14 protein-coding genes and 1 pseudogene are annotated in these 19,789 nt (G+C 60.1%); 12 read left to right on the top strand and 3 right to left on the bottom strand.

From position 1 onward, the window contains the following. Positions 1–149: 149 nt before the first annotated feature. From wrbA to GSUB_RS04185, 4 genes are read left to right on the top strand one after another with little or no spacing between them, the layout of a single operon-like run. On the top strand, positions 150–767 hold the full coding sequence (wrbA, locus tag GSUB_RS04200; protein ID WP_040199336.1) for an NAD(P)H:quinone oxidoreductase: 618 nt from the start codon (positions 150–152) through the stop codon (positions 765–767). A 24-nt stretch (positions 768–791) separates the two neighbouring features. After that, complete coding sequence (locus GSUB_RS04195) at positions 792–1,418, top strand: (2Fe-2S)-binding protein (protein ID WP_040199335.1); 627 nt, start codon at positions 792–794, stop codon at positions 1,416–1,418. 41 nt (positions 1,419–1,459) lie between these two features. Continuing rightward, positions 1,460–3,787 (top strand): xanthine dehydrogenase family protein molybdopterin-binding subunit, encoded by a 2,328-nt coding sequence (locus GSUB_RS04190; protein WP_040199334.1) that lies wholly within the window; start codon positions 1,460–1,462, stop codon positions 3,785–3,787. A 1-nt stretch (position 3,788) separates the two neighbouring features. Continuing rightward, positions 3,789–4,799 carry an FAD binding domain-containing protein gene (locus GSUB_RS04185; RefSeq protein ID WP_052464523.1) on the top strand — a complete coding sequence of 337 codons (1,011 nt, stop codon included), beginning with the start codon at positions 3,789–3,791 and terminating at the stop codon, positions 4,797–4,799. Here the strand turns inward: GSUB_RS04185 and can are convergent. Beyond that, positions 4,766–5,413: a carbonate dehydratase gene (gene can / locus GSUB_RS04180; protein WP_040199333.1), complete on the bottom strand. Its 648-nt coding sequence runs from the start codon at positions 5,411–5,413 to the stop codon at positions 4,766–4,768. The genes GSUB_RS04185 and can overlap by 34 nt on opposite strands. Positions 5,414–5,591: 178 nt before the next feature. Here can and GSUB_RS04175 point away from each other — a divergent pair, with 178 nt between their 5' ends. Together GSUB_RS04175 and hrpB are read left to right on the top strand one after the other, a co-directional pair. Then, a complete protein-coding gene (locus GSUB_RS04175) occupies positions 5,592–8,543 on the top strand; it encodes an insulinase family protein (RefSeq protein WP_040199332.1) in 2,952 nt (983 codons plus the stop codon). Positions 8,544–8,552: 9 nt separating this feature from the next. Then, positions 8,553–11,042, top strand: a pseudogene (gene hrpB, locus GSUB_RS04170) (ATP-dependent helicase HrpB); the annotation flags it as partial. Between the two features lie 63 nt (positions 11,043–11,105). Here the strand turns inward: hrpB and GSUB_RS18485 are convergent. Both GSUB_RS18485 and GSUB_RS04165 read right to left on the bottom strand, forming a co-directional pair. After that, positions 11,106–12,281: an aminotransferase gene (locus tag GSUB_RS18485; RefSeq protein ID WP_084212186.1), complete on the bottom strand. Its 1,176-nt coding sequence runs from the start codon at positions 12,279–12,281 to the stop codon at positions 11,106–11,108. Then, positions 12,278–13,414: a M20/M25/M40 family metallo-hydrolase gene (locus GSUB_RS04165; RefSeq protein WP_040199331.1), complete on the bottom strand. Its 1,137-nt coding sequence runs from the start codon at positions 13,412–13,414 to the stop codon at positions 12,278–12,280. The genes GSUB_RS18485 and GSUB_RS04165 overlap by 4 nt, the downstream gene beginning before the upstream one ends. Before the next feature lie 203 nt (positions 13,415–13,617). Here GSUB_RS04165 and GSUB_RS04160 point away from each other — a divergent pair, with 203 nt between their 5' ends. The 6 genes from GSUB_RS04160 to GSUB_RS04135 all read left to right on the top strand — a co-directional run bounded on the left by GSUB_RS04160 (position 13,618) and on the right by GSUB_RS04135 (position 19,781). Beyond that, positions 13,618–14,976, top strand: coding sequence for a peptidoglycan DD-metalloendopeptidase family protein (locus GSUB_RS04160; RefSeq protein ID WP_052464521.1), 1,359 nt, complete (start codon positions 13,618–13,620; stop codon positions 14,974–14,976). A gap of 53 nt (positions 14,977–15,029) precedes the next feature. Next, positions 15,030–16,088, top strand: coding sequence for a GspE/PulE/PilB domain-containing protein (locus tag GSUB_RS04155; RefSeq protein WP_040199330.1), 1,059 nt, complete (start codon positions 15,030–15,032; stop codon positions 16,086–16,088). Positions 16,089–16,118: 30 nt separating this feature from the next. Beyond that, positions 16,119–16,703, top strand: a complete 585-nt coding sequence (locus GSUB_RS04150; protein ID WP_040199328.1) for an acyl carrier protein phosphodiesterase — start codon at positions 16,119–16,121, stop codon at positions 16,701–16,703. A 167-nt stretch (positions 16,704–16,870) separates the two neighbouring features. Then, positions 16,871–17,890, top strand: coding sequence for a DUF481 domain-containing protein (locus GSUB_RS04145; RefSeq protein WP_040199327.1), 1,020 nt, complete (start codon positions 16,871–16,873; stop codon positions 17,888–17,890). 182 nt (positions 17,891–18,072) lie between these two features. Next, positions 18,073–18,984, top strand: coding sequence for a hypothetical protein (locus GSUB_RS04140; RefSeq protein ID WP_040199326.1), 912 nt, complete (start codon positions 18,073–18,075; stop codon positions 18,982–18,984). A 38-nt stretch (positions 18,985–19,022) separates the two neighbouring features. Continuing rightward, positions 19,023–19,781, top strand: coding sequence for a GAF domain-containing protein (locus GSUB_RS04135; RefSeq protein ID WP_040199325.1), 759 nt, complete (start codon positions 19,023–19,025; stop codon positions 19,779–19,781). The last annotated feature ends 8 nt before the right edge of the window (positions 19,782–19,789 follow it).

Below are 19,789 nucleotides of genomic sequence, written 5' to 3'. Positions count from 1 at the left end.
AATAGCTTACCGCAAGAAATGCATCCATCCAAAAGGAATCTGCCCTGCAGATCCCCATCCGACGAATTCTGTTGGGCGGTGGACATTGACGACATCTACGCTATGTTTTCCAAAAGAAACAAAATAAAGCAGAGCCAAAGGAGATGATTATGAGCGTTAAGATCAACATTATCTTTTACAGCATGTACGGACATGTTTACCAGATGGCAGAGGCGGTGGCCAAAGGAGTGCGTGGTTATCAGGGCGCCGAAGCCAACCTCTATCAGGTTCCGGAACTCGTCCCGAAGGATGTCCTTGAAAGTTCCGGCGCCCTCAAGGCAAAGGAAGCTTTCGCCCATATCCCCACCGCAACCCTAGATCAACTGGAAGAGGCGGATGCCCTGATTTTCGGCACGCCGACCCGCTTCGGAAATATGTGTGCCCAGATGCGAAATTTTCTGGATCAGACCAGTGGGCTGTGGCTTAAAGGAGCGCTGGTGGACAAGGTCGGCAGCGTGTTCACCTCCACCGCCTCTCAGCATGGCGGCCAGGAGACCACCATCACCAGTTTCCACACCACGCTCCTGCATCATGGCATGGTGATCGTCGGCGTACCCTACACGGAACAGCGCCTGCTCAACATGGATGAAATCACCGGCGGAACCCCCTACGGAGCCAGTACCCTGGCGGATGGCGACGGCTCGCGTCAGCCGAGCGAAAACGAGCTGGCTATCGCCCAGGTGCAGGGACTTCGGGTGGCCGAAATCGCCGCCAAGCTTAAAAGCTGAGTCGCAAAACAGAAGGAGGGCAGCATGTGCGATAAGGACAAAAAGGATTCATGCCCCCATCGTACCGGCATTAACCGACGCGGCTTCCTCACCACGGTTGGAATCGGTGCAGCCTCCGTGGCTGTTTCGGGGAGAGTGAACGCACCTGCCACGGCGGGCGCACAGGAGATCACCTCGGACGACATGGTTCGCATCACCCTGGACATCAATGGCCGCAAGCACCGGTTGCTGGTGGAGCCACGCTGGACGCTGCTCTACGTCCTGCGCGACCGAATGGGGATGACAGCCACCAAGGTCGGCTGCGAACGCGGCGAGTGCGGCGCCTGCACGGTGCTGATCGACGACCGGCCCCGCTATGCCTGCATGACGCTGGCGGTGGAAGCCGAAAATCAGCGCATCACCACCCTGGAAGGGCTGATGAAGGGCGAGGAACTGGGCACCACCCAGCAGGCCTTTCTCGATCACGATGCCTATCAGTGCGGCTACTGCACCCCGGGACAGATCATGTCTGCGGAAGGGCTTCTGCGCGCCAACGCCAACCCGACGCGAGAGCAGATCGCTGAAGCACTCAGCGGCAACCTGTGTCGCTGCGGCGCCTATGTTCATATTTTCGACGCGGTCGAGACAGCAGCACAGAAGAGAAAAGCCTGATTCTTGTTCAGCACCCCGAACCAAGATAAAGGGAGCCAGCCATGAGCGACGACCAACAAGGCCTTTATTATACTCAGGATATTCCCGTACCGGAGACGCCGGCACCGAACGCCGAACCAGCGCCCTGGGAAAAGACCAACATCGTCGGCAAACCGCTGCCCCGGGTCGACGGCTATGAACGGGTCAGCGGCACCGCGGTCTACCCGTCCGACCTGTCCCTGCCGCGCATGATCCACGGGGCTGTCGTGCGCTGTCCCTATCCGCACGCCCGGGTCAAGGGGGTAGACACCAGCACCGCGGAAAAGATGCCCGGCGTCAGGGCTGTCGTCTGCAACCGCACCACGCCCTCCGACCTCAAGTGGAGTTGGGCCGACGGCATTGAAACAGGGTTGTTCGACCCCGTCTGCCGCTTTGAAGGCGATACGGTCGCCGCAGTGGCGGCCGACACGCCACAGCAGGCCCGAGATGCTGCGCACGCCATCAAGGTAGAGTACGAAGAACTGCCCTTCGTGGTGGATGAGCGCATGGCCCTGGAGAAAGATGCGCCGCGGGTACATGAGCAGGGAAACCAACTCAAAAAGGATGAATACAGCCGCGGCGACGTGGCCACGGGCTTTTCTGAAGCCGACGTGGTACGGGAGCGCGAATATCGCACCGAGGCGGAACTCCACACGCCCCTGGAGCTGCACGGCTGTGTCGCCAACTGGGACGGCGACAGCCTCACCGTATGGGAATCCAGCCAGGGCGTTTACGCGGTACAGGCGCAGATCGCCGAAACACTCAAGTTGCCCCTGTCCAAGGTGCGTGTCATCGGCCACTATCTTGGCGGCGGATTCGGCAGCAAGCTCAAAACCGGGAAATACTCCATCATCGCCGCCCTGCTGGCCAAAAAGGCGGCACGCCCGGTGCGCCTCTTCCTGACGCGGGAGGAAACCTTCCTCGCCGTCGGCAACCGTCCCCCCGCCAATATGAAGCTCAAAGGGGGCGTCAAAAAGGACGGCACCCTCACCGCCCTGGAGTTTACCGGCACCGGCACCGGCGGCGCCTTCCCCGCCGGCGGCACCTCGCTGCTCGACTGGCTGGTGCGCGACCTCTACCTGTGCCCCAACGTGCGCTGCGAAACAACCGACATCTACATCAACGCCGGTCCCGCCCGTCCTTTCCGTGCGCCGGGCCATCCGCAATGTTCATGGGCCCTGGAGCAGCTGCTGGATGAACTGGCCGAAGAGATCGGCATGGATCCGGTAGAGCTGCGGCTGAAGAATATCCCCACTGTCAGCCAGGCCCGCAAAGGGCAGCCCCCCTACACCACCACCGGCCTTGAACAGTGCCTCCGCCAGGGGGCGGAAAAATTCGGCTGGCAGCAGGCGCGCCGCCAGGCGCAGGAGAACAACGGCAAGAGTCATATAAAACGTGGCGTCGGCATGGGGGCCTGCGTCTGGGTGGCAGGTGGAGGCGGACCGCCGTCGACCGTCATCGTTAAACTTTTTTCCGACGGCAGCGTCAATCTCAACATGGGCGCCTCCGACATCGGCACCGGCACTAAAACAGTGATGGCGATGGTGGTGGCGGAAGAACTCGGCGTTCGTCCCGAGGTGATCCAGATTGAACACGCCGACACCGGCACTACCCAGTATGCCACCCCGAGCGGCGGCAGCAAGACGGTACCGACGGAATCGCCGACGGTGCGCGCGGCAGCGGTGGAGGTCAAACGCCAACTGCTGAAGATGGCTGCCGATCACCTCGAAGTCGAGGTGGATGATCTACGCTTCGAGGGAGCGAGCGTTGTCTCAAAATCCGACTCCTCGAAGAAAGTGGCCATCACTTCAATCCCCACCCTGAAAAAACGCGGCGTAGTGGTCGGCGTCGGCTATCGCGGCCCCAATCCTGACGGGAAGGTCGTCAATCCCTTCGCTGCCCAGTTTTGTGAAGTTGAGGTGAACACTCGCACCGGCGAAGCCAAAGTGCTGCGTTTTCTCAGCGCCAACGACAGCGGCCGGGTCATGGACCGCCTGACCTACGACAACCAGGTCTTCGGCGGCATCACTATGGGGATCGGACTCGGCATGACCGAGGTGCGCCAGTTCGACTACGGTCAGAGCGGCAAGGTGCTCAACAAAAACTGGCATGATTATAAACTGCCGACCGCTCTTGATGTGCCGCTGCGCATGACGTCGCTGCCCATAGATATGCCCGACCCCGAGGCCAACAGCACCGGAGCCAAGGGGTTGGGGGAGCCGGTGACCATCCCCACTGCTGCAGCTATCGCCAATGCCGTCTATCATGCCACGGGGAAATGGGTCACCCACAGCCCGATCAACCCGCCTCAACTGATGCAGGTTCTCACTGAGAATCGCAAGGAGGGATGAGATGATACCGCAATTTTCCTATGTGCGCCCGCAAACGTTGAAGGAAGCCTTCAAGCACCTTGAGACTGAAAGCGTGCGCCTTCACGCCGGGGGCACCGATCTGCTCGGCTGCCTGCACGACCAGATTTTTGCTGCTTCTAAAGTGGTCAGCCTGTCCGCCCTTGACGACTTGCGCGCCCTGTCCCGCCGCTCCGACGGCGGCTATCGCCTTGGGGCACTGCTGCCCATTGCTGAATTGGCTGCGCATGAGGATATCCAGCAGCAGTTCCCCGCACTTTCCCAGGCGGCTGCCGCGGTGGCCAGCCCTCAGCTGCGTCAGCAGGGCACTTTGGGCGGCAACCTGTGCCAGAAGCCGCGCTGCTGGTATTACCGCGGAGAATTTGACTGCCTGCGCAAGGGGGGACCGACCTGCTACGCCTACAAAGGGCAGAGCCAGTTTCATTGCGTCCTTGGCGGCAGCGGCTGCTACATCGTCCATCCTTCAGACACCGCCTGTGCCCTGGTCGCCCTCGACGCCCAGGTTGAAATCCAGGGGCCTGGCGGCAAGCGTACCGTGGCGGTAGAGGACTTTCATGTCCTGCCGGAGGATGATTTTCTCAAGGAAACAGTCCTTGACGACCAGGAAATCCTCACCGCCGTCCTGCTCCCCGCTCCTGCGCAGGGGCAGCGCAGCAGCTACCGCAAGGTGCGGGCCCGCCAATCCTGGGATTTCGCCGTCGCCGGCTGCGCCCTGGCGCTGACGTTTGAAGGCGACCGCGTCCACCAGGCCCGTATTGCCCTGAGCGGCGCGGCCCCCGTTCCCTGGCGGGTCCAAGAGGCGGAAGACGAACTGACAGGCCGCCCCCTCAACGCAGACACGGCTGCCAACGCCGCCGCAGCGGCCATGGCAAAAGCCAAACCGCTGAAGCACAACGGGTACAAAATTGAATTGTTCAAGGGATTGATCGAAGAGGAATTGCTGAAATTAACCGCGATGGATTACCCCAGCTCTTCACCACTGTCCATACGATAGATGATGGGGATCTGACCCGGGCCGTCGATGCACAGGTCGAGGCTGTTGAGCAGGCCGTCTTCCAAGTGGTAGAGCCAGCCGTGAACATGCAGCTTTTGACCGCGATGCCAGGCGTTCTGCACGATGGTGGTATGGCAGACGTTGGCCACCTGCTGGGCGACGTTGATTTCGCACAGGCGGTCCATGCGCTCTTTTTCGTCGGTGATGCTCTCGAGCTTCTTGCGGTGCAGGTAGTAGACGTCTTTGATATGCCGCAGCCAGTTGTCGATCAATCCATGCTGGCCGCTGCCGAGAGCGGCGTTGACGCCGCCACAGCCGTAATGGCCGCATACGATGATATGCTCAACCTTGAGCACTTCCACCGCATACTGGATGACGGAGAGGCAGTTGACGTCGCTGTGCACCACGACATTTGCGACATTGCGGTGGACAAACAGCTCCCCCGGATCGAGGCCGCAGATCTCGTTGGCAGGAACACGGCTGTCGGCACAGCCGATCCATAGATATCTGGGAGCCTGCTGATTCTGCAGCCGCTTGAAAAATTCCGGATCTTCCTCGACCTTGCTTGCCGCCCAGCGGCGGTTGTTATTGAAAAGAACTTCCAGGGATTTCATAAGTTCTCCATTTTCTGAATTGTTCTGTTCAGCCGCAGTCAAGAGTATAGCGAATCGATCACCTTTTTATTTCACCGCGCCCATGATATAAATTCGGACCGCTCCAATTCCTCGTGGTCATAAAACGAATGGCTTGAAATCATAATGCATCTTCAGCTTTGCATGAAAGGATTTTTGCATGCCTGAGATTCCCAGCGTCGGCCAGCACCTCCATGGCTTCGAGGTCACCGCCGTCACTCCCCTCAAAGAGATCAATATCGACATGGTGCAGCTGCGCCATGAGGCCACCGGTGCCCGCATGGTGCATCTGGCCAACGAAGACAGCAACAACCTGTTCGCGGTCGGCTTCCGCACCACGCCCGCGGACTCCACCGGAATCGCCCATATTCTTGAGCATACCGTGTTGTGCGGATCGCGCCGTTACCCGGTGCGCGATCCGTTCTTCTCCATGCTCAAGCGCAGCCTCAACACTTTCATGAACGCGCTGACCTCCAGCGACTGGACACTGTATCCTTTTTCCAGCATGAACGAGAAGGATTTCTACAACCTGATGGATATCTATCTCGATGCGGCTTTTTTTCCGCTGTTGACGGAGATGAACTTCAGCCAGGAAGGGCACCGCCTCGAGTTCGCCGATCCGCTCGACCCATCCTCGCCCCTGGAATTCAAAGGGGTGGTCTACAACGAGATGAAGGGTGCCATGTCCGACCCCTCGTCGCTGCTGGGGCGGCGCCTCAACCGCGCCCTCTTCCCTACTGTGACCTATCATCACAATTCCGGGGGAGAACCGTCGCAGATTCCCGACCTGACCCACGCCGACCTCAAAGCCTTTCATGCCGCCTACTATCATCCCAGCAACAGCTGGATGCTGAGTTATGGCAACCTGCCGCTGGAGAAGCACCTGGAGCGAATTGAGGGAAAAGCGCTCAAGGAGTTCTCCCGCCGTCAGGTCGATTCGGCAGTGCCCCCGGAACAGCGCTATGATCAGCCGCGAAAGGTGACAGAAACCTTCCCCATCGACGCAGGGGAGGAAACCGCGCGCCGTTCCATGGTGCAACTGGGCTGGCTGACGGCGGATATCTCCGAGACCTTCGAGCGCATGGCTCTCGACATCCTCTCGATCCTGCTGCTGGGCAATCCGGCGGCACCCCTCTACAAGGCACTGCTCGACTCCAGGCTCGGCACCAACCTGGCACCGGGATGCGGCTATCACGACGATTACCGCACCACGGTTTTCGCCGCAGGACTGCAGGGAACCGATCCCGAGCAGGCCGAGGCGATCGAGAAACTGGTGCTGCAGACCCTCGAGGAGGTGGCACGCGAAGGCTTTTCCCGGGAGCGCATCGACGGCGCCATCCACCGTTACGAATTCAGCCATCGCGAAGTCACCGGCGACAGCTACCCCTACCCCCTGGTGCTATGCATGCGCATGATGGGTCCGTGGATGCACTGTGAAGACCCGGTTTCGCCGCTGAGCATTTCTGCGAACCTGAAGCGGCTGCGCCAGGAAATCGACCGCGGGTCTTTCTTCGAAGGCCTGATCCGAAAGTGGCTGCTAAAAAATCCCCATCGCGTGACTCTGACTCTTTGCCCCGACCCGGAGCAGAAAGAGCGGGAACAGCAGGCGGAGAAAGAGCGGCTGGAGAAAATCCGGGCTGCCATGTCGCCGGAAGAAGAACAGCGCATTGTCGAGCGCGCCCGCGCCCTGCAGCAGGCACAAGAGGCGAAGGAGGATCTCTCGTGCCTGCCGACGCTGGATCTCTCCGACATTCCAGCGGAAGAAAAGGCCGCGCAATATACCACCAGCGAAGAAGCGGGCACTCCGGTGCGCTGGTTCGATCAGCCCACCAACGGCATCGTTTATACGATCGCCCATTTCGACGCGGGAGGCCTGCCCGATGAACTGCAGGCCTATGTCCCGCTGTTCTGCGCCCTGCTGACGCATATCGGCGCCGCGGGGGACAGCTATGAGCGTATTGCCGAGCGCATCGAAGCGGGCACCGGCGGCATCTCCGCAGCCCCCGAAGTTTTGGAAAACCCGCAGGATACGGAACAAATCAAGACCCTGATTCAGGTCAAAGGCAAGGCGCTGGCCCGCAACCTGGACAAGCTCTTCGACCTGCTGGGCGACCTGCTCAGCGCTCCAGACTTCAGCGACCTTGACCGCCTCGCCACGGTTCTGGGGCAGATCCGCACCTCGCTGGAAAACTCCATCCCCGCTTCAGGACACAGCTACGCCGCCCGCGCCGCGGCCGCTAGGCTCAGGCCGGCTGGACGCCTGCGCGAGGCCTGGTCGGGACTGGAGCTGGTGGCGCTGGCCAAAAAGACTGCGGAACTGCGCGGCGCGGAGCTGGAGGCGTTCGCCGAAACGATGAAGGACCTGGCGCGACGCCTGCTGCGCCGGGAGGGGATGTGCTGCGGAATGGTGGCCGAGCAGCGTTTTTTCGACCAGGGGCGCCCCGCCCTGAAATCCTTTCTCGAGCGGCTGCCGGAAAAAGGGCAGGAGCTCACCCCGCCGCCCCCCTTCACCGCACAAACGGCACGACTCGGATGGGCGGCAGGCATGCCGGTCTCCTATGTGACGCGGGTCTTTCCGACCGTACCCTATACCCACGCCGACAGCGCCGGGTTGATGGTGTTGGGCAAGCTGTTGAGATCTGGATTTCTGCATCGTGAAATCCGCGAGAAGGGCGGAGCATACGGCGGCATGGCCTCGTGCAACCCGGAAGCGGGCCTGCTCTCCATGCTTTCCTACCGCGATCCCCATCTGGCACGCACCCTCAGCGTCTATGATCAGGCGGCACAGTGGGCGGCGGCCGGAGAATTCAGCGATCAGGAGGTCAAAGAAGCCATTCTCGCTGTCTTTGCCGAACTGGACAAGCCGCTGTCCCCGGGAGGCAAAGGCTACCGTGAGTTCGCCAACGCCACCCAGGGATTGACCCCGCAGATGCGGCGCGAACTGCGCGAAAAAGTCCTGGCCACTGATCGCGGCACTGTCAGACGCGTTGCCCAGCGCTACCTGGTAGAAGGTCGCGATCAAAGCGTGGTGTCGGTGATCTCCAGCGAAGAACATCTGAAAAAAGCCAATGAGAAACTTGGGCCGCAGGGGCTTGAGATCCGCAAGGTGTAGGCTTTGGGAGTGAGGAGTGAGGAGCCTCTGTCTGTCGAGGGGATTCTTCCGCAACTGAAGGAGGCGCTGTCGCTGGGCCGTTGTGCCGTGCTGCAGGCGCCGCCTGGAACGGGCAAGACCACCCGGGTGCCGCCCGCTCTACTCGAAGAAGCCTGGCTTGCCGGAAAGCGCATCCTGATGCTGGAACCGCGCCGCCTGGCCGCGTCCAATGCAGCGCGGTTCATGGCGCAGCAACGGGGCGAAAGGGTCGGAGAAACGATCGGCTATGCCATCCGTTTTGACCGCAGGGTGTCGCCCCGCACCCGCATCGAGGTGGTAACCGAAGGTATTCTGGCGCGGCGGCTGCAGAGCGATCCCCTGCTCGAAGGGGTCGGGCTGGTGATCTTCGATGAATTCCACGAGCGTAATCTTCATTCGGACCTCGCCCTGGCCCTGTGTCGTGATGTGCAGCAGGGGCTGCGCGACGACCTGCGCCTGCTGGTGATGTCCGCCACCCTGGATGCCGAACCGGTCAGCCGCCTGCTGGGTGACGCGCCGCTGCTCACGACCACGGGGCGCAGCCACCCTCTCGACATCCGCTATCTGGACCGCGACCCGGGCAGGCCGGTGGTGGAGGAAACAGCGCATTGCGTGGAAACCGTTCTGCGCCGCCACGAAGGCGACGTGCTGGTCTTTCTTCCGGGAGCGGCGGAGATCCGTCGCTGCGCCAACCTGCTGGAATCCCGTCTCCAAGACTCACCTGTCCTACTCTGCCCGTTGTATGGAAACCTCCCGTTTGCCGCCCAGGAGCGTGTCATTCTGCCCCAGCCCCGACGCAAAGTGGTTCTTGCAACCAACATCGCCGAGACCAGCCTCACCATCGAGGGGGTGCAGGTGGTGGTCGATTCCGGCCTGGCGCGGCGTGTCGCCTTCGATGCCGCCAGCGCCACGTCGCGGCTTGAAACGGAGCGCATTTCCGCAGCTTCAGCCACCCAGCGGGCGGGACGCGCCGCCCGCCTCGGCCCCGGGATCTGCTACCGACTGTGGACGGACGCGACCCAGGGGAGCCTGCGGGCGCATAATGTTCCGGAGATTCGCCGTGTGGATCTGTGCGATCTGGCGCTGGACCTGGCCCTGTGGGGGATAGATGACAGCGATGCACTAAGCTGGCTCGACCCTCCGCCCGCCGGTGCCCTGACGGCGGCGCGCAAACTGCTGGCCCAGCTTGGCGCCCTGGATGACCACTATCGCATTACGCCTCAGGGGCGCGCCATGGCGGAATTGGGTGCGCACCCGCGGCTGGCAGCTATGATACTGCAGGGGCAAAAGCGCCAATACCCGCGTCTGGCCTGCCGCCTGGCGGCGATTCTGAGCGAACAGGTTGCTGTGCCTCGCCGCGAATCGGGACGGGGAACGCTCGACAGCGATCTGCTGGAAGACCTGGCCTGGCTGGACGGAGGCGGCAACGGCAACAACGATACACACTCCCGCCGCCGGGTAGTGCAGGCGGCAGAATATTGGCTGCGGCGGTTGGGGGAGAAGCCGGAGCCGCATCGCTCGCCTTCGGTGGAGCAGGTCGGCCGGCTGCTGGCAGCCGCGTTTCCCGATCGCATCGCAGCGCAGCGTGAACCCGGATCACGCCGCTATCTGCTCGCCAACGGCCGCGGCGTGCACTTGGGCAAAGACAGTGCGGTCAGGGCTTTTCCCTTTCTGGTGGCGGTCGAGGTGTTCGGCGGCGACCGGCGCGAAGGGGAGATCCGCCGGGCCAGCCGTCTGGAGCGGGAATGGATCGAGCAGGATTTTCAATCGCGCCTGATCCGACGCCGTGAAGTGGACTGGGATGAGCGCGAGCAGCGAGTGACCGCGCGCGAAATCCTGGCTTTTGACGCGCTGGTGCTGGCACAAAAGCCTGTAAGGGCAGAAGAGTCAGAGCGGATTCCGGCGTTGTTGCAGGGATTGCGCCGCCGCGGGCTTGAGGGGTTGGGGTGGTCACGCGACAGCCGCCAGTTTCTGGCGCGGCTGCGATTTGTCGCCGAACAGGACGAATCCGGTGAATGGCTGGATGTCTCAGATGAAAAGCTGACAGCGGACCTGGGAAATTGGCTGGGACCCTACCTGACCGGTTGCCGCACCCTGGACGACCTGGCCCGCTTCGATCCGCTACCGGCGCTGCACGCGCTGCTGGACTGGCGTACCCGCCAGCGGCTGGACACATTGGCGCCGATGCACCTGGAGGTGCCGAGCGGTTCGCGCGTGCGGGTCGATTACGGACCCGAGGGACCGGTGCTGGCGGTTAAATTGCAGGAACTTTTCGGTCTGGCTGACACCCCGGCTGTATTTGAGGGGCGCGTTCCGGTGACAATTCATCTGCTCTCGCCCGCGCGCCGCCCCCTGGCGGTGACCCAGGATCTGCGCAGTTTCTGGAACAACATCTACCCCGAGGTCAAAAAAGAACTGTCCGGCCGCTACCCGAAGCACCCATGGCCCGACGACCCCTGGAGCGCAGTTGCCACTCGCGCCACCCGCCCCCGCAATAAAAAACGCTGCCCTCCATCCCCCATCACACTCCACCCATCACAGCCTTTAAACCGGAAACTCACGCAACCGCCCCACCGCCTCGGCAATTCGATCCTCGGTGATATTCCCCAGCGCAATGCGCAGGTAGCCGGACAGGGCGGGGCCGAACACCTCGCCGCCGAGGGTCAGCACCCCCGCTTCCTCCAGCAGCAGGCGCGCCACCTGCCGCCCGCTGTGCCCGGTGAAGGGATGGCGTACCCAGGCGAAAAAGGAACCGCTGGCAACCAGCCTGAAGGGATTGCCGCCCTTGGTGAACTCCTCCACGAACAGGTCGTGACGGCGCTGCATCTCGTCCCTTTTTGCCGCGACCCAGCCGTCGAGGCGGGTCACTCCGTACAAAATGGCCTGCTGCGTCAGGCGCGGCGCGCACACCGCCATGGTATCCTGCGCCTTGAGGGCCTGCCGCATAAAATCGGGGGAGGCGGCCAGCACGCCGGCACGCATGCCGGTCAGGGCGAAGGTTTTGCCGTAGGAGGCGATGTGAATGAAATGATCGCTCCAGTCGGGATCGCAGAACAGGTTGTGGGGACGGCCGCCGCCGGGGATAAACGCCTGGTAGGTTTCATCCAGGACGAGAGCGACGTCGTTTTTACGCGCCAGCTCATGAATTTCCTCCAGCACCTCCGGCGGCATCACCACACCGGTGGGATTGCTGGGCGTCACCATCAGCAGCGCCCGGGTCCGCTCGTTGATGCGCGAGGCCAGGGCGCGGGGGTCCGGGATGCCGCCGTTCTGATCGTCGAAGGGCACAAAGACGCTGCGGATGCCGAGCATGTCGAGGGCCATCACGTGGTCGAAGTAATAAGGCACCACGACCACCACCTCGTCGCCGGGGCGGCACAGGGTCACCATCGTCAGCCAGAAGGCCTGGCTGGCACCGATCGTCAGGCACAGGTACTCCGGTATCATCTGCGCCCCGTAGCGGCGCTGGTAATAGGCGCTTAAACCTTCGCGCACCTCCGCAAGGCCCTCGTCCGGGGTATAGCGATAGGTCGCAGGATCATCCATCAGATTTTTCAGATGAGCGACGAGCCCCGCATCCGGCGGATGGGACGGCACCGCCTGGCAAAGATCGATCAAGGGGATGTCCCGGGGACAGCGCTTGGCCGCAACCCACTCCCAGACCTCGGAGATGGGGGGGAAGTTCACTGCTTCGACCAGGGGGTTGATCCGGTATTTCATGCCCGCTTCATCACCTCCACCAGGAATTCGGCCACGCGCTCCATATCCGTGACCCGCACCGACTCCTGCTCAGTGTGCACATGGGTCATGCCGGTGCCGACAATCAAGGTCTCGATGCCGTGACTGTTGAAGATATTGGCGTCGCTGCCACCGCCCGCCGCACGCACCGTCAGCGGATGACCGATCGCTTCCCCCGCAGCCCTCACCAGCGCTACCATGTCGCTCTCCAGCGGCACGTGCATGACCGGATAGTCGGAGATGACCTCGCAGCGGATCTCCGGACGCACCATGACCCCGTCGATTTCACGGCTCATCTCGCCCGCCGCCTGCCCGAAACAGGCGATCATGTGCTCACCCTGGCTCTTGAGTTTGGCCGGGTCGTGGCTGCGCACCTCCCCTTCGAGCACCACGTTGCGAGGCACGATATTGATGGCCTGACCGCCGCGGATGGTGCCGATATTCGCGGTGGTTTCATCATCGATGCGGCCGAGACGCATGGCGGTGACAGCACGCGCCGCCGTTTCGATGGCCGACACGCCGCGCTCCGGCGCAATCCCCGCATGGGAATCGCGGCCGGTGATTTCAAAGCGCAGCTTGTCAGCGCAGGGCGCGCGGTGAATCGCCAGATCAATCCCGGTGGTATCCAGCGCCAGCCCACGTCGGCTTCGCAGGCGGGAATAATCGAGATTTTTGGCGCCGAGCAGCCCGGCCTCCTCGCACACGGTCACCACCACCTCCAACGGCCCGCGGGGAATGCCGCGCTCGCGCAGCAGTTCAATGGCCTCCATAATTTCGACAATCCCCGCCTTGTCGTCGGCGCCGAGAACCGTCGGCCCCGCACTGGTGAAAACCCCGTTGTTCAAGACGGGTTTTACCCCTGCGGCCGGCTCGACCATATCCATGTGCACCGAGAGCATCAGCGGCTCGCTGTCGCGCCCCTCCGCGGGAAAGGTCACTATCAGGTTGCCGCTTTCGGCCCCGATGCGGGTGCCGGCGTCATCCGTGAAAACCTCTCCACCCAGTTCCTGGAAGCGGCGGGTCAGATAGCGCGCGATCTCCCCTTCATGAAAAGACGGGCTGGCAATGGACGCCAGGCGAGTAAATTCATCAATGATTCTTTGTCGGTTGGCCATTGTTTATCCTTGTCGACAGAAAAGACCGGAAACTTTAAACGGTTGCAGAATTCATCATTTTTACCGCAGATGTTCGAGGATGAAAAGGCCTATTGCTCTTCTCGACTTCACAGCGATTGACTCTGGACAATTCCCACGCAAGGCTGATAGCATCGGCAAGGGCTGGCTTTTCCCGGCACATTTCAATTGTCTCAGGATAGTGTATGGATTTTGATTTCAATCCCCCCCAGAGCTCCAACAGGAGCAAACGGCGGAGCCGCTTTCGCGACCGGTTGCCTCTGCTTTTCATGTGCCTGGCCGCAGCGTTTACCGCCGGTTTTTTCCTGCTTCAACAGGATGCCGGCGTGACGGAAGCCCATTTCCAACCGGACCCCGTAGAGGTACAGGCTGCCGACGACGCCGATAGCCCTCCAGCGATCTCCTCTCTGGAGAATCATCGTCCGGAGCCGGAAATCGCGCGTGAGGTCATCAAGGATTTCATCGCACCCGGCGATACCATCACCGCTTTATTCAAAGACCACTTTTCTCCGCAGGAGATTCACCGCCTGTCGCAGCAGAGCCAAAAGGTTTTCCCCCTGACCGGAATCTGTGCGGGCCAGCCCTATCAGATCTGCCTGGCAGATGGAGACTTTGAGAGTTTTCTCTATGAGATCGACCGGGAAGAACAGCTGCTGGTCAAAAAGGGAGAAGAAGGGTTTGAGATCGAGCGCATCCCCATCCCTTATACCGTTGAAACGGAAATTGTTCAGGGGCGGATCGAATCCAACCTGTTCTCCGCAATCGCCGATTCCGGAGAAGCCCCCGAGCTTGCCATGAGGCTGGCGGACATTTTCGCCTGGGATGTCGACTTCATCCTCGACATCCGCCAGGGCGACAGCTTCAAGGCGCTGGTGGAGAAGCGCTACCGGGAGGGAGAACCCAGCGGTTACGGCCGCATCCTTGCGGCACAGTTCATCAACCAGGGCAAAACATTCGACGCCATCCTGTTCAAGGACGGAGAGCGCTCCGCCGCCTACTATGACTCTGAAGGGCGCAGCCTGCGCAAGGCTTTTCTCAAGGCTCCCCTGTCTTTCACCCGCATCTCATCCGGCTACACGATGCGGCGCTACCACCCGATCACCAAAACCTGGAAATCTCACCCCGCCATCGACTACGCCGCGCCGACGGGGACCCCCATCAAGACGGTGGGAGACGGCACCATCATCCGCATTGGCTACACTCGGGCCAACGGCAATTTCATGGAAATCCGCCACGTCAACGGCTACACCTCCCTTTATCTGCACATGAGCAAATTCGCGCGCGGCATGACCCAAGGCAAGCGACTGAGCCAGGGGCAGGTGATCGGCTACGTCGGCAGCACCGGACTGGCCACCGGCCCCCATCTCTGTTTTCGCATGCGTAAAAACGGCGCACCGATCAACCCGGCCCGCATCAAAGCTCCTGCCGCCCCGTCCGTCTCTTCACAAAATATGGCTGAATTCAAGCAGCATGCAGCCCCCCTGCTGGCACAGCTGGATGGTGACGCGAATATCCGTCAGGCGCAGATCGAGTCGAACCCCTGATCCATCTTCAGCGGAATGCACAAAATACATTTTTTTTCAGAGGCGTAACACGGATGGCCATCAAACTCGGCACAATGCTCGTTCAGGAAGGGCTGATTTCCCTTCAGCAACTGGACGAAGCGCTGAAATACCAGACCATATTCGGAGGCAGGCTCGGCACCAACCTGATCGAGATGGGAGTGGCCGAAGAAGAAGACATCGCCCGGGTTCTCAGCGAAAAGCTCAGGGTTCCCTTCACCGGAAGTGAAGAATTGCTCAATATCCCGGCGGAACTGGTCCGCTTGATCCCCCGCAAGATTGCACAGAAATACAAAGTCGTACCGCTGCGGCAGGAGAAAAAACGACTCTACCTGGCAATGGTTGATCCCTCGGACCTGCGAGCCGTGGACGAAATCGGGTTTATCAGCGGTTATGCCATTCATCCCCTGGTGGCGCCGGAGGTTAGCCTGTTTTTAGCGCTGGAGAAGCACTACGGCATCGACCGCGATGTCCGTTATGTTCCGGTGATCAAGCAGATTCTCAAAAAAAATCCGCCGGCAAAAAAAACCGGATCTTCCGGAAGCTCGACTGCGTCAATATCACCAGCCAGAACAAATGATCCGTCGTGGCGCGAGAATATCTCCCGATATGCCATTGACGAACTGTCACAGGCTCTTGCCGATGTACGCGAACGCGATCAGATCGCGCCCCTCGTTCTGAAATATATTGGGCGCACCTTTGACAAATCGGCGCTTTTTCTTATCCGCGACGGAATGGCGCACGGTTGGCAGGCAAGGATCAACGGCAAGAAGGTCCCCGATTTCGACCATTTTCATATTTCTCTGAACGACCCCTCCATTCTCAAGACCGTCGTCGAGACAGGCAGCTTCTACCTCGGCACGCCGCCGGATACCACCGAAAACAATCGACTTCTTGAAGAACTGCAGAACCTGCCGCCGGAAACAACCCTCCTGATTCCCTGGGTCAAGCAGGGTCGCGTCATCTGCATCCTCTATGTCACCGGGCAGCCTTCCATGCTGACGGGAGAGTTTTTCGATCTGCAGAAACTGACGCAGAAAGCAACGCTGGCCCTTGATATCCTGATTCTGCGCAACAAGATCATGATGACCTGATGTTTGCCGGAGACAAAGAGTGAGTGACCGATGAACTTCCTGATGCACCTCTATCTCTCCGACGGCAGCGACGAGGGTCTGCTGGGCAATTTAATGGGAGATTTCGTCAAAGGTGCCATCGAGGAGAGCTGCTCTCCCCTGCTGCGACAAGGGATTGAGGAACATCGCCGGATCGACGCCTTTGCCCAGGGCAATCCTTTTTTTCAAAAAAGCAGGCAGCGGCTCGACCCGAAGTTCGGACACTGCCGGGGCATTATGGTCGACATTTTCTATGACCACATCCTGGCCCGGGAGTGGCACCGCCACCACCCACAACCGCTGGAGGATTTTGCCGCACACGTTTACCGTTTGCTGCAATATAACTTCGACCAGCTTCCCCCCGATCTGCAACGCATCGCGCCACGCATGATCGAACACGACTGGCTGGCCGGTTACCGCAATCCGCAGGTGATCGGCAGAGTTCTGCAAAACCTCTCTCGCCGACTTTCCCGCCCGACTCCTCTTGCCCAGGGCCTGCCCCAACTCAAGATTCACTACCCCCAATTGCTGGAAGACTGCCGGCAGTTCATTCATGCGGCACGCCATCACCTGGGACATCCTCCACCGACGGGATAGGAGATTTCCCGTTCATGATTCGACCGGATTCTCCCATCCCCAAGCCACCTATTGATCTTTTCACCACCGTCCGCTATTCTCCCCCCCTCGCTTTTAAATGCCCATATTCTGCCGGGCATCATTTTTCCGGTCGTGACACGAATATTTTCCATCAACAGGAGACTTTCATGACACCCCTTTCCCTGCTGCGGGCTTTCATACCATGGACTTTCATACTTCTTTTGTCCCTGTCCATCGTTCCAACAGTTGAAGCCGACGAGCTCATCCTTAAAAACGGCGATCGCCTTACCGGCAGCGTCGTCTCCGCCAAAGAGGGCAAACTGACCTTCAACACCCCCTACGCCGGGGACGTCGCCATTGCCATGGATGCGATCGCTTCCATCAACAGCGACACAGATGTCACATTGCGCTTCAACGGCAAGGAGGTGCTGAGCGGCAAACTTGCCACCGACGATGACCAGATCACCCTACAGGCCAGCGAAGTACGGGGAGCCACCCCGATCGACTGGACGCAGGTGCGCTCCATCAATGTTCCCGATACCTACTGGGATGGCAGCGTCTTTCTGGGCGGCACCCACCAAGCCGGCAATACGGAACGCACCAGCGTATCGTTCGGTGCGGAGGCAATGCGCCGCAGCCTCAGGGATCGCTTCAGCCTTTCCTTCCTCTATAACTACGCTGAAGAAGACGGCGAGCTGACAACCCGCGACACCTATGGATCTTTGAAATACGACTACTTCTTCACACAGAAGTTCTATGGCTTGCTCAGCCTTGAAATGCTGAAAGACAAATTCAAGGATCTTAACCTGCGAACCATCGTCGGCCCCGGCGTCGGCTACCAGTTGTGGGAAGACGACATCAAGGCTCTCGCGCTTGAGGCCGGTATTGCCTACTTTTCCGAAGACCGCGTCGACGGGGAGGATGACCAGTGGATTACCGCGCGCCTGGGCGCCAACGCACGTTGGCAGATCACCCCCTGGCTCAAATTTACGGATCGGCTGCTGCTTTATCCGCAACTCGAAAGCTTCGGAGACTACACCCTGCGCAACGAAGGTGCCCTGCTGACCTCCCTCGGCGGGTCCTGGTCCTTGCGTCTGTCCAATGTCTGGGAGCGTGACAGCGACCCGGCTGAGGATATCAAAAAAGACGACTTCAAGACCAGCTTGAGCCTGCAGTATTCCTTCTAAGAGCCAGAGGCCGCCGCGTTTTTTCCAAACGCGGCGGCCTCTAGTCTGTCATTTCAGCTGACCGCATCGACAGCCCCCCCCCCTGAAAGACCCGTTTTTTACTTTTCATCCCGCCTGACGTGAATTACACTTATGGTCTTTGATCTTCTCTTTGTTATCGACCATAGACAGGCGAGTTATTCATGCAAAAACCTCAGCACGCGCACATGCATACCCATGAAGACGATCCCAATCGTCGGCTTCGCAGGTTTTTCCTGCTCTCCTCTTCGATTTCCTTCATCGTGATCCTGACCCTCTCCGGCACCGGCATTTTTCTTGCTTTTAAAAACTACATTCACAACGAAGCGGAGTCGAGCGCGGTGCGCATCAGCGAGGCCCTGCTCGAACAGGGCAGATCGGACCTGATTCACCGAGATGCGCAAGGAAATGCACGGCTGGGCCTGGATCCGGAAAATTTCCAGGAATTTGACCGTCGATTGCGGGAGACCCTGCGTGCACTGGATGTTCCCAAGATCAAAATATTCACTGCGGGAAAAACCATTCTCTACAGCACTGAGAGGGCCATCATCGGCCGACTGGATTCTGAGAACAAGAAGCTTGAACAGGCGCTGGGAGGGGAAATTTATTCGCAGCTTGAAACCGAGGGGGAGTTCTGGGATCTCGAAGACGAACAGCGCTTTGATGTGGATATTGTAGAGACCTATATTCCCATCAGCGATGAAAACGGCAGAGTGATCGGCGCCTACGAAATTTATCTCGACGTATCACGCTACCAGCATGACGTCATTCATTTCGTCATCTTTTCCCTGGCCATCATCACAGCGGTTCTGGCCTTTATTTTCCTGATCATTTACGCCCAGCTGCGCAAAGCCACCGGCATCATTCACTCCAAGACAGAACAGATCAAGGTGCTCAGCGGGTTGCTGCCGATCTGCTCGTTCTGCAAGAAGATCCGCGATGAGAACGGAAACTGGGAAATGCTCGAGGAATATATCAGCTCCCACTCCGAATCGGAATTTTCTCACAGCTTCTGCCCGGAATGCGTTGCAAAGCACTATCCGGAACTGGGGCTCACCGAAAAAGACCATACCTGAGAGGCTATTGAGTTCAGGGACATCAGCGACGAGGGCTTATGACAAAAACGGATATCTCGTTCGTCCACCTGGTGGGGCTTTCCACCTTTCTTGAACAACAGGACAACCTCGAAGACAGTCTCAATGAATCGGCGGCCATGGCAGCAGACCTTCTGACCTCGCAGAACTGCTCCATCATGCTGCTCCGGGAGGACAGCCCGCGCGATCCCCGTATGAAGATTTTTGCCAGCCACGGCTACCTGCCGCCTGCCGCCTACAGCGAAAATGCCCGCCACAGGGAAGGCATCGCCGGGCATGTGGCCGCCACCGGCGAAGCGCTGCTGGTGGCCGACATCGAAAAATCCCCCTATGCCTCCAAGGCGCGCTGGCCCGATCGCAGCAGCAAGGGGTTCCTGTCGGCGCCGATTTTTATCGGAGGCAAAGTACTCGGCGTGATCAATGTCAACTCCCCCCTCGATGAAAGGCGCTACACCGAACGCGACCTCTATCTTCTGACCTGCATCGCGCTGGTCGTCGGGAAATCCATCCAGGTCGTCCAGCTGCAGAGCATCCTCAAGTCACGCTTCGCCCAGCACGCCCTGATGCAGCAGACCCGCGCCAATGTGAGCGAATCTCTTGCCCAGACAGCGCAAAACCCCGGGAAACTGGCGCGCATGGTAGGCAAATCCTTCTACCGGGAGATGAGCCAGGCGGGATTCAGCGACGAGGCCATTATCAAGGCTGCAACCGAAGTGATTTCGCTTCTGGGGCGCAAGGTGGCCAAGCATGACCGCCGTCTTGAAAAATCCTCTGACTGAAACCCTTT

The organism is Geoalkalibacter subterraneus, assembly GCF_000827125.1.
GTDB lineage: Bacteria > Desulfobacterota > Desulfuromonadia > Desulfuromonadales > Geoalkalibacteraceae > Geoalkalibacter_A > Geoalkalibacter_A subterraneus.
Note: the sequence above shows the minus strand (reverse complement) of the source record. Positions and strands in the feature narration are given on the sequence as shown.

Bases quoted from the DNA above. Each gene is read 5' to 3' on its own strand.
- GSUB_RS04145 (WP_040199327.1), top strand. From the start codon at position 16,871: ATGACACCCCTTTCCCTGCTGCGGGCTTTCATACCATGGACTTTCATA.
- GSUB_RS04155 (WP_040199330.1), top strand. From the start codon at position 15,030: ATGGCCATCAAACTCGGCACAATGCTCGTTCAGGAAGGGCTGATTTCC.
- GSUB_RS04150 (WP_040199328.1), top strand. From the start codon at position 16,119: ATGAACTTCCTGATGCACCTCTATCTCTCCGACGGCAGCGACGAGGGT.
- GSUB_RS04140 (WP_040199326.1), top strand. From the start codon at position 18,073: ATGCAAAAACCTCAGCACGCGCACATGCATACCCATGAAGACGATCCC.
- GSUB_RS04185 (WP_052464523.1), top strand. From the start codon at position 3,789: ATGATACCGCAATTTTCCTATGTGCGCCCGCAAACGTTGAAGGAAGCC.
- GSUB_RS04175 (WP_040199332.1), top strand. From the start codon at position 5,592: ATGCCTGAGATTCCCAGCGTCGGCCAGCACCTCCATGGCTTCGAGGTC.
- GSUB_RS04160 (WP_052464521.1), top strand. From the start codon at position 13,618: ATGGATTTTGATTTCAATCCCCCCCAGAGCTCCAACAGGAGCAAACGG.
- can (WP_040199333.1), bottom strand. From the start codon at position 5,413: ATGAAATCCCTGGAAGTTCTTTTCAATAACAACCGCCGCTGGGCGGCA.
- GSUB_RS04165 (WP_040199331.1), bottom strand. From the start codon at position 13,414: ATGGCCAACCGACAAAGAATCATTGATGAATTTACTCGCCTGGCGTCC.
- GSUB_RS18485 (WP_084212186.1), bottom strand. From the start codon at position 12,281: ATGAAATACCGGATCAACCCCCTGGTCGAAGCAGTGAACTTCCCCCCC.
- GSUB_RS04190 (WP_040199334.1), top strand. From the start codon at position 1,460: ATGAGCGACGACCAACAAGGCCTTTATTATACTCAGGATATTCCCGTA.
- GSUB_RS04135 (WP_040199325.1), top strand. From the start codon at position 19,023: ATGACAAAAACGGATATCTCGTTCGTCCACCTGGTGGGGCTTTCCACC.
- wrbA (WP_040199336.1), top strand. From the start codon at position 150: ATGAGCGTTAAGATCAACATTATCTTTTACAGCATGTACGGACATGTT.
- GSUB_RS04195 (WP_040199335.1), top strand. From the start codon at position 792: ATGTGCGATAAGGACAAAAAGGATTCATGCCCCCATCGTACCGGCATT.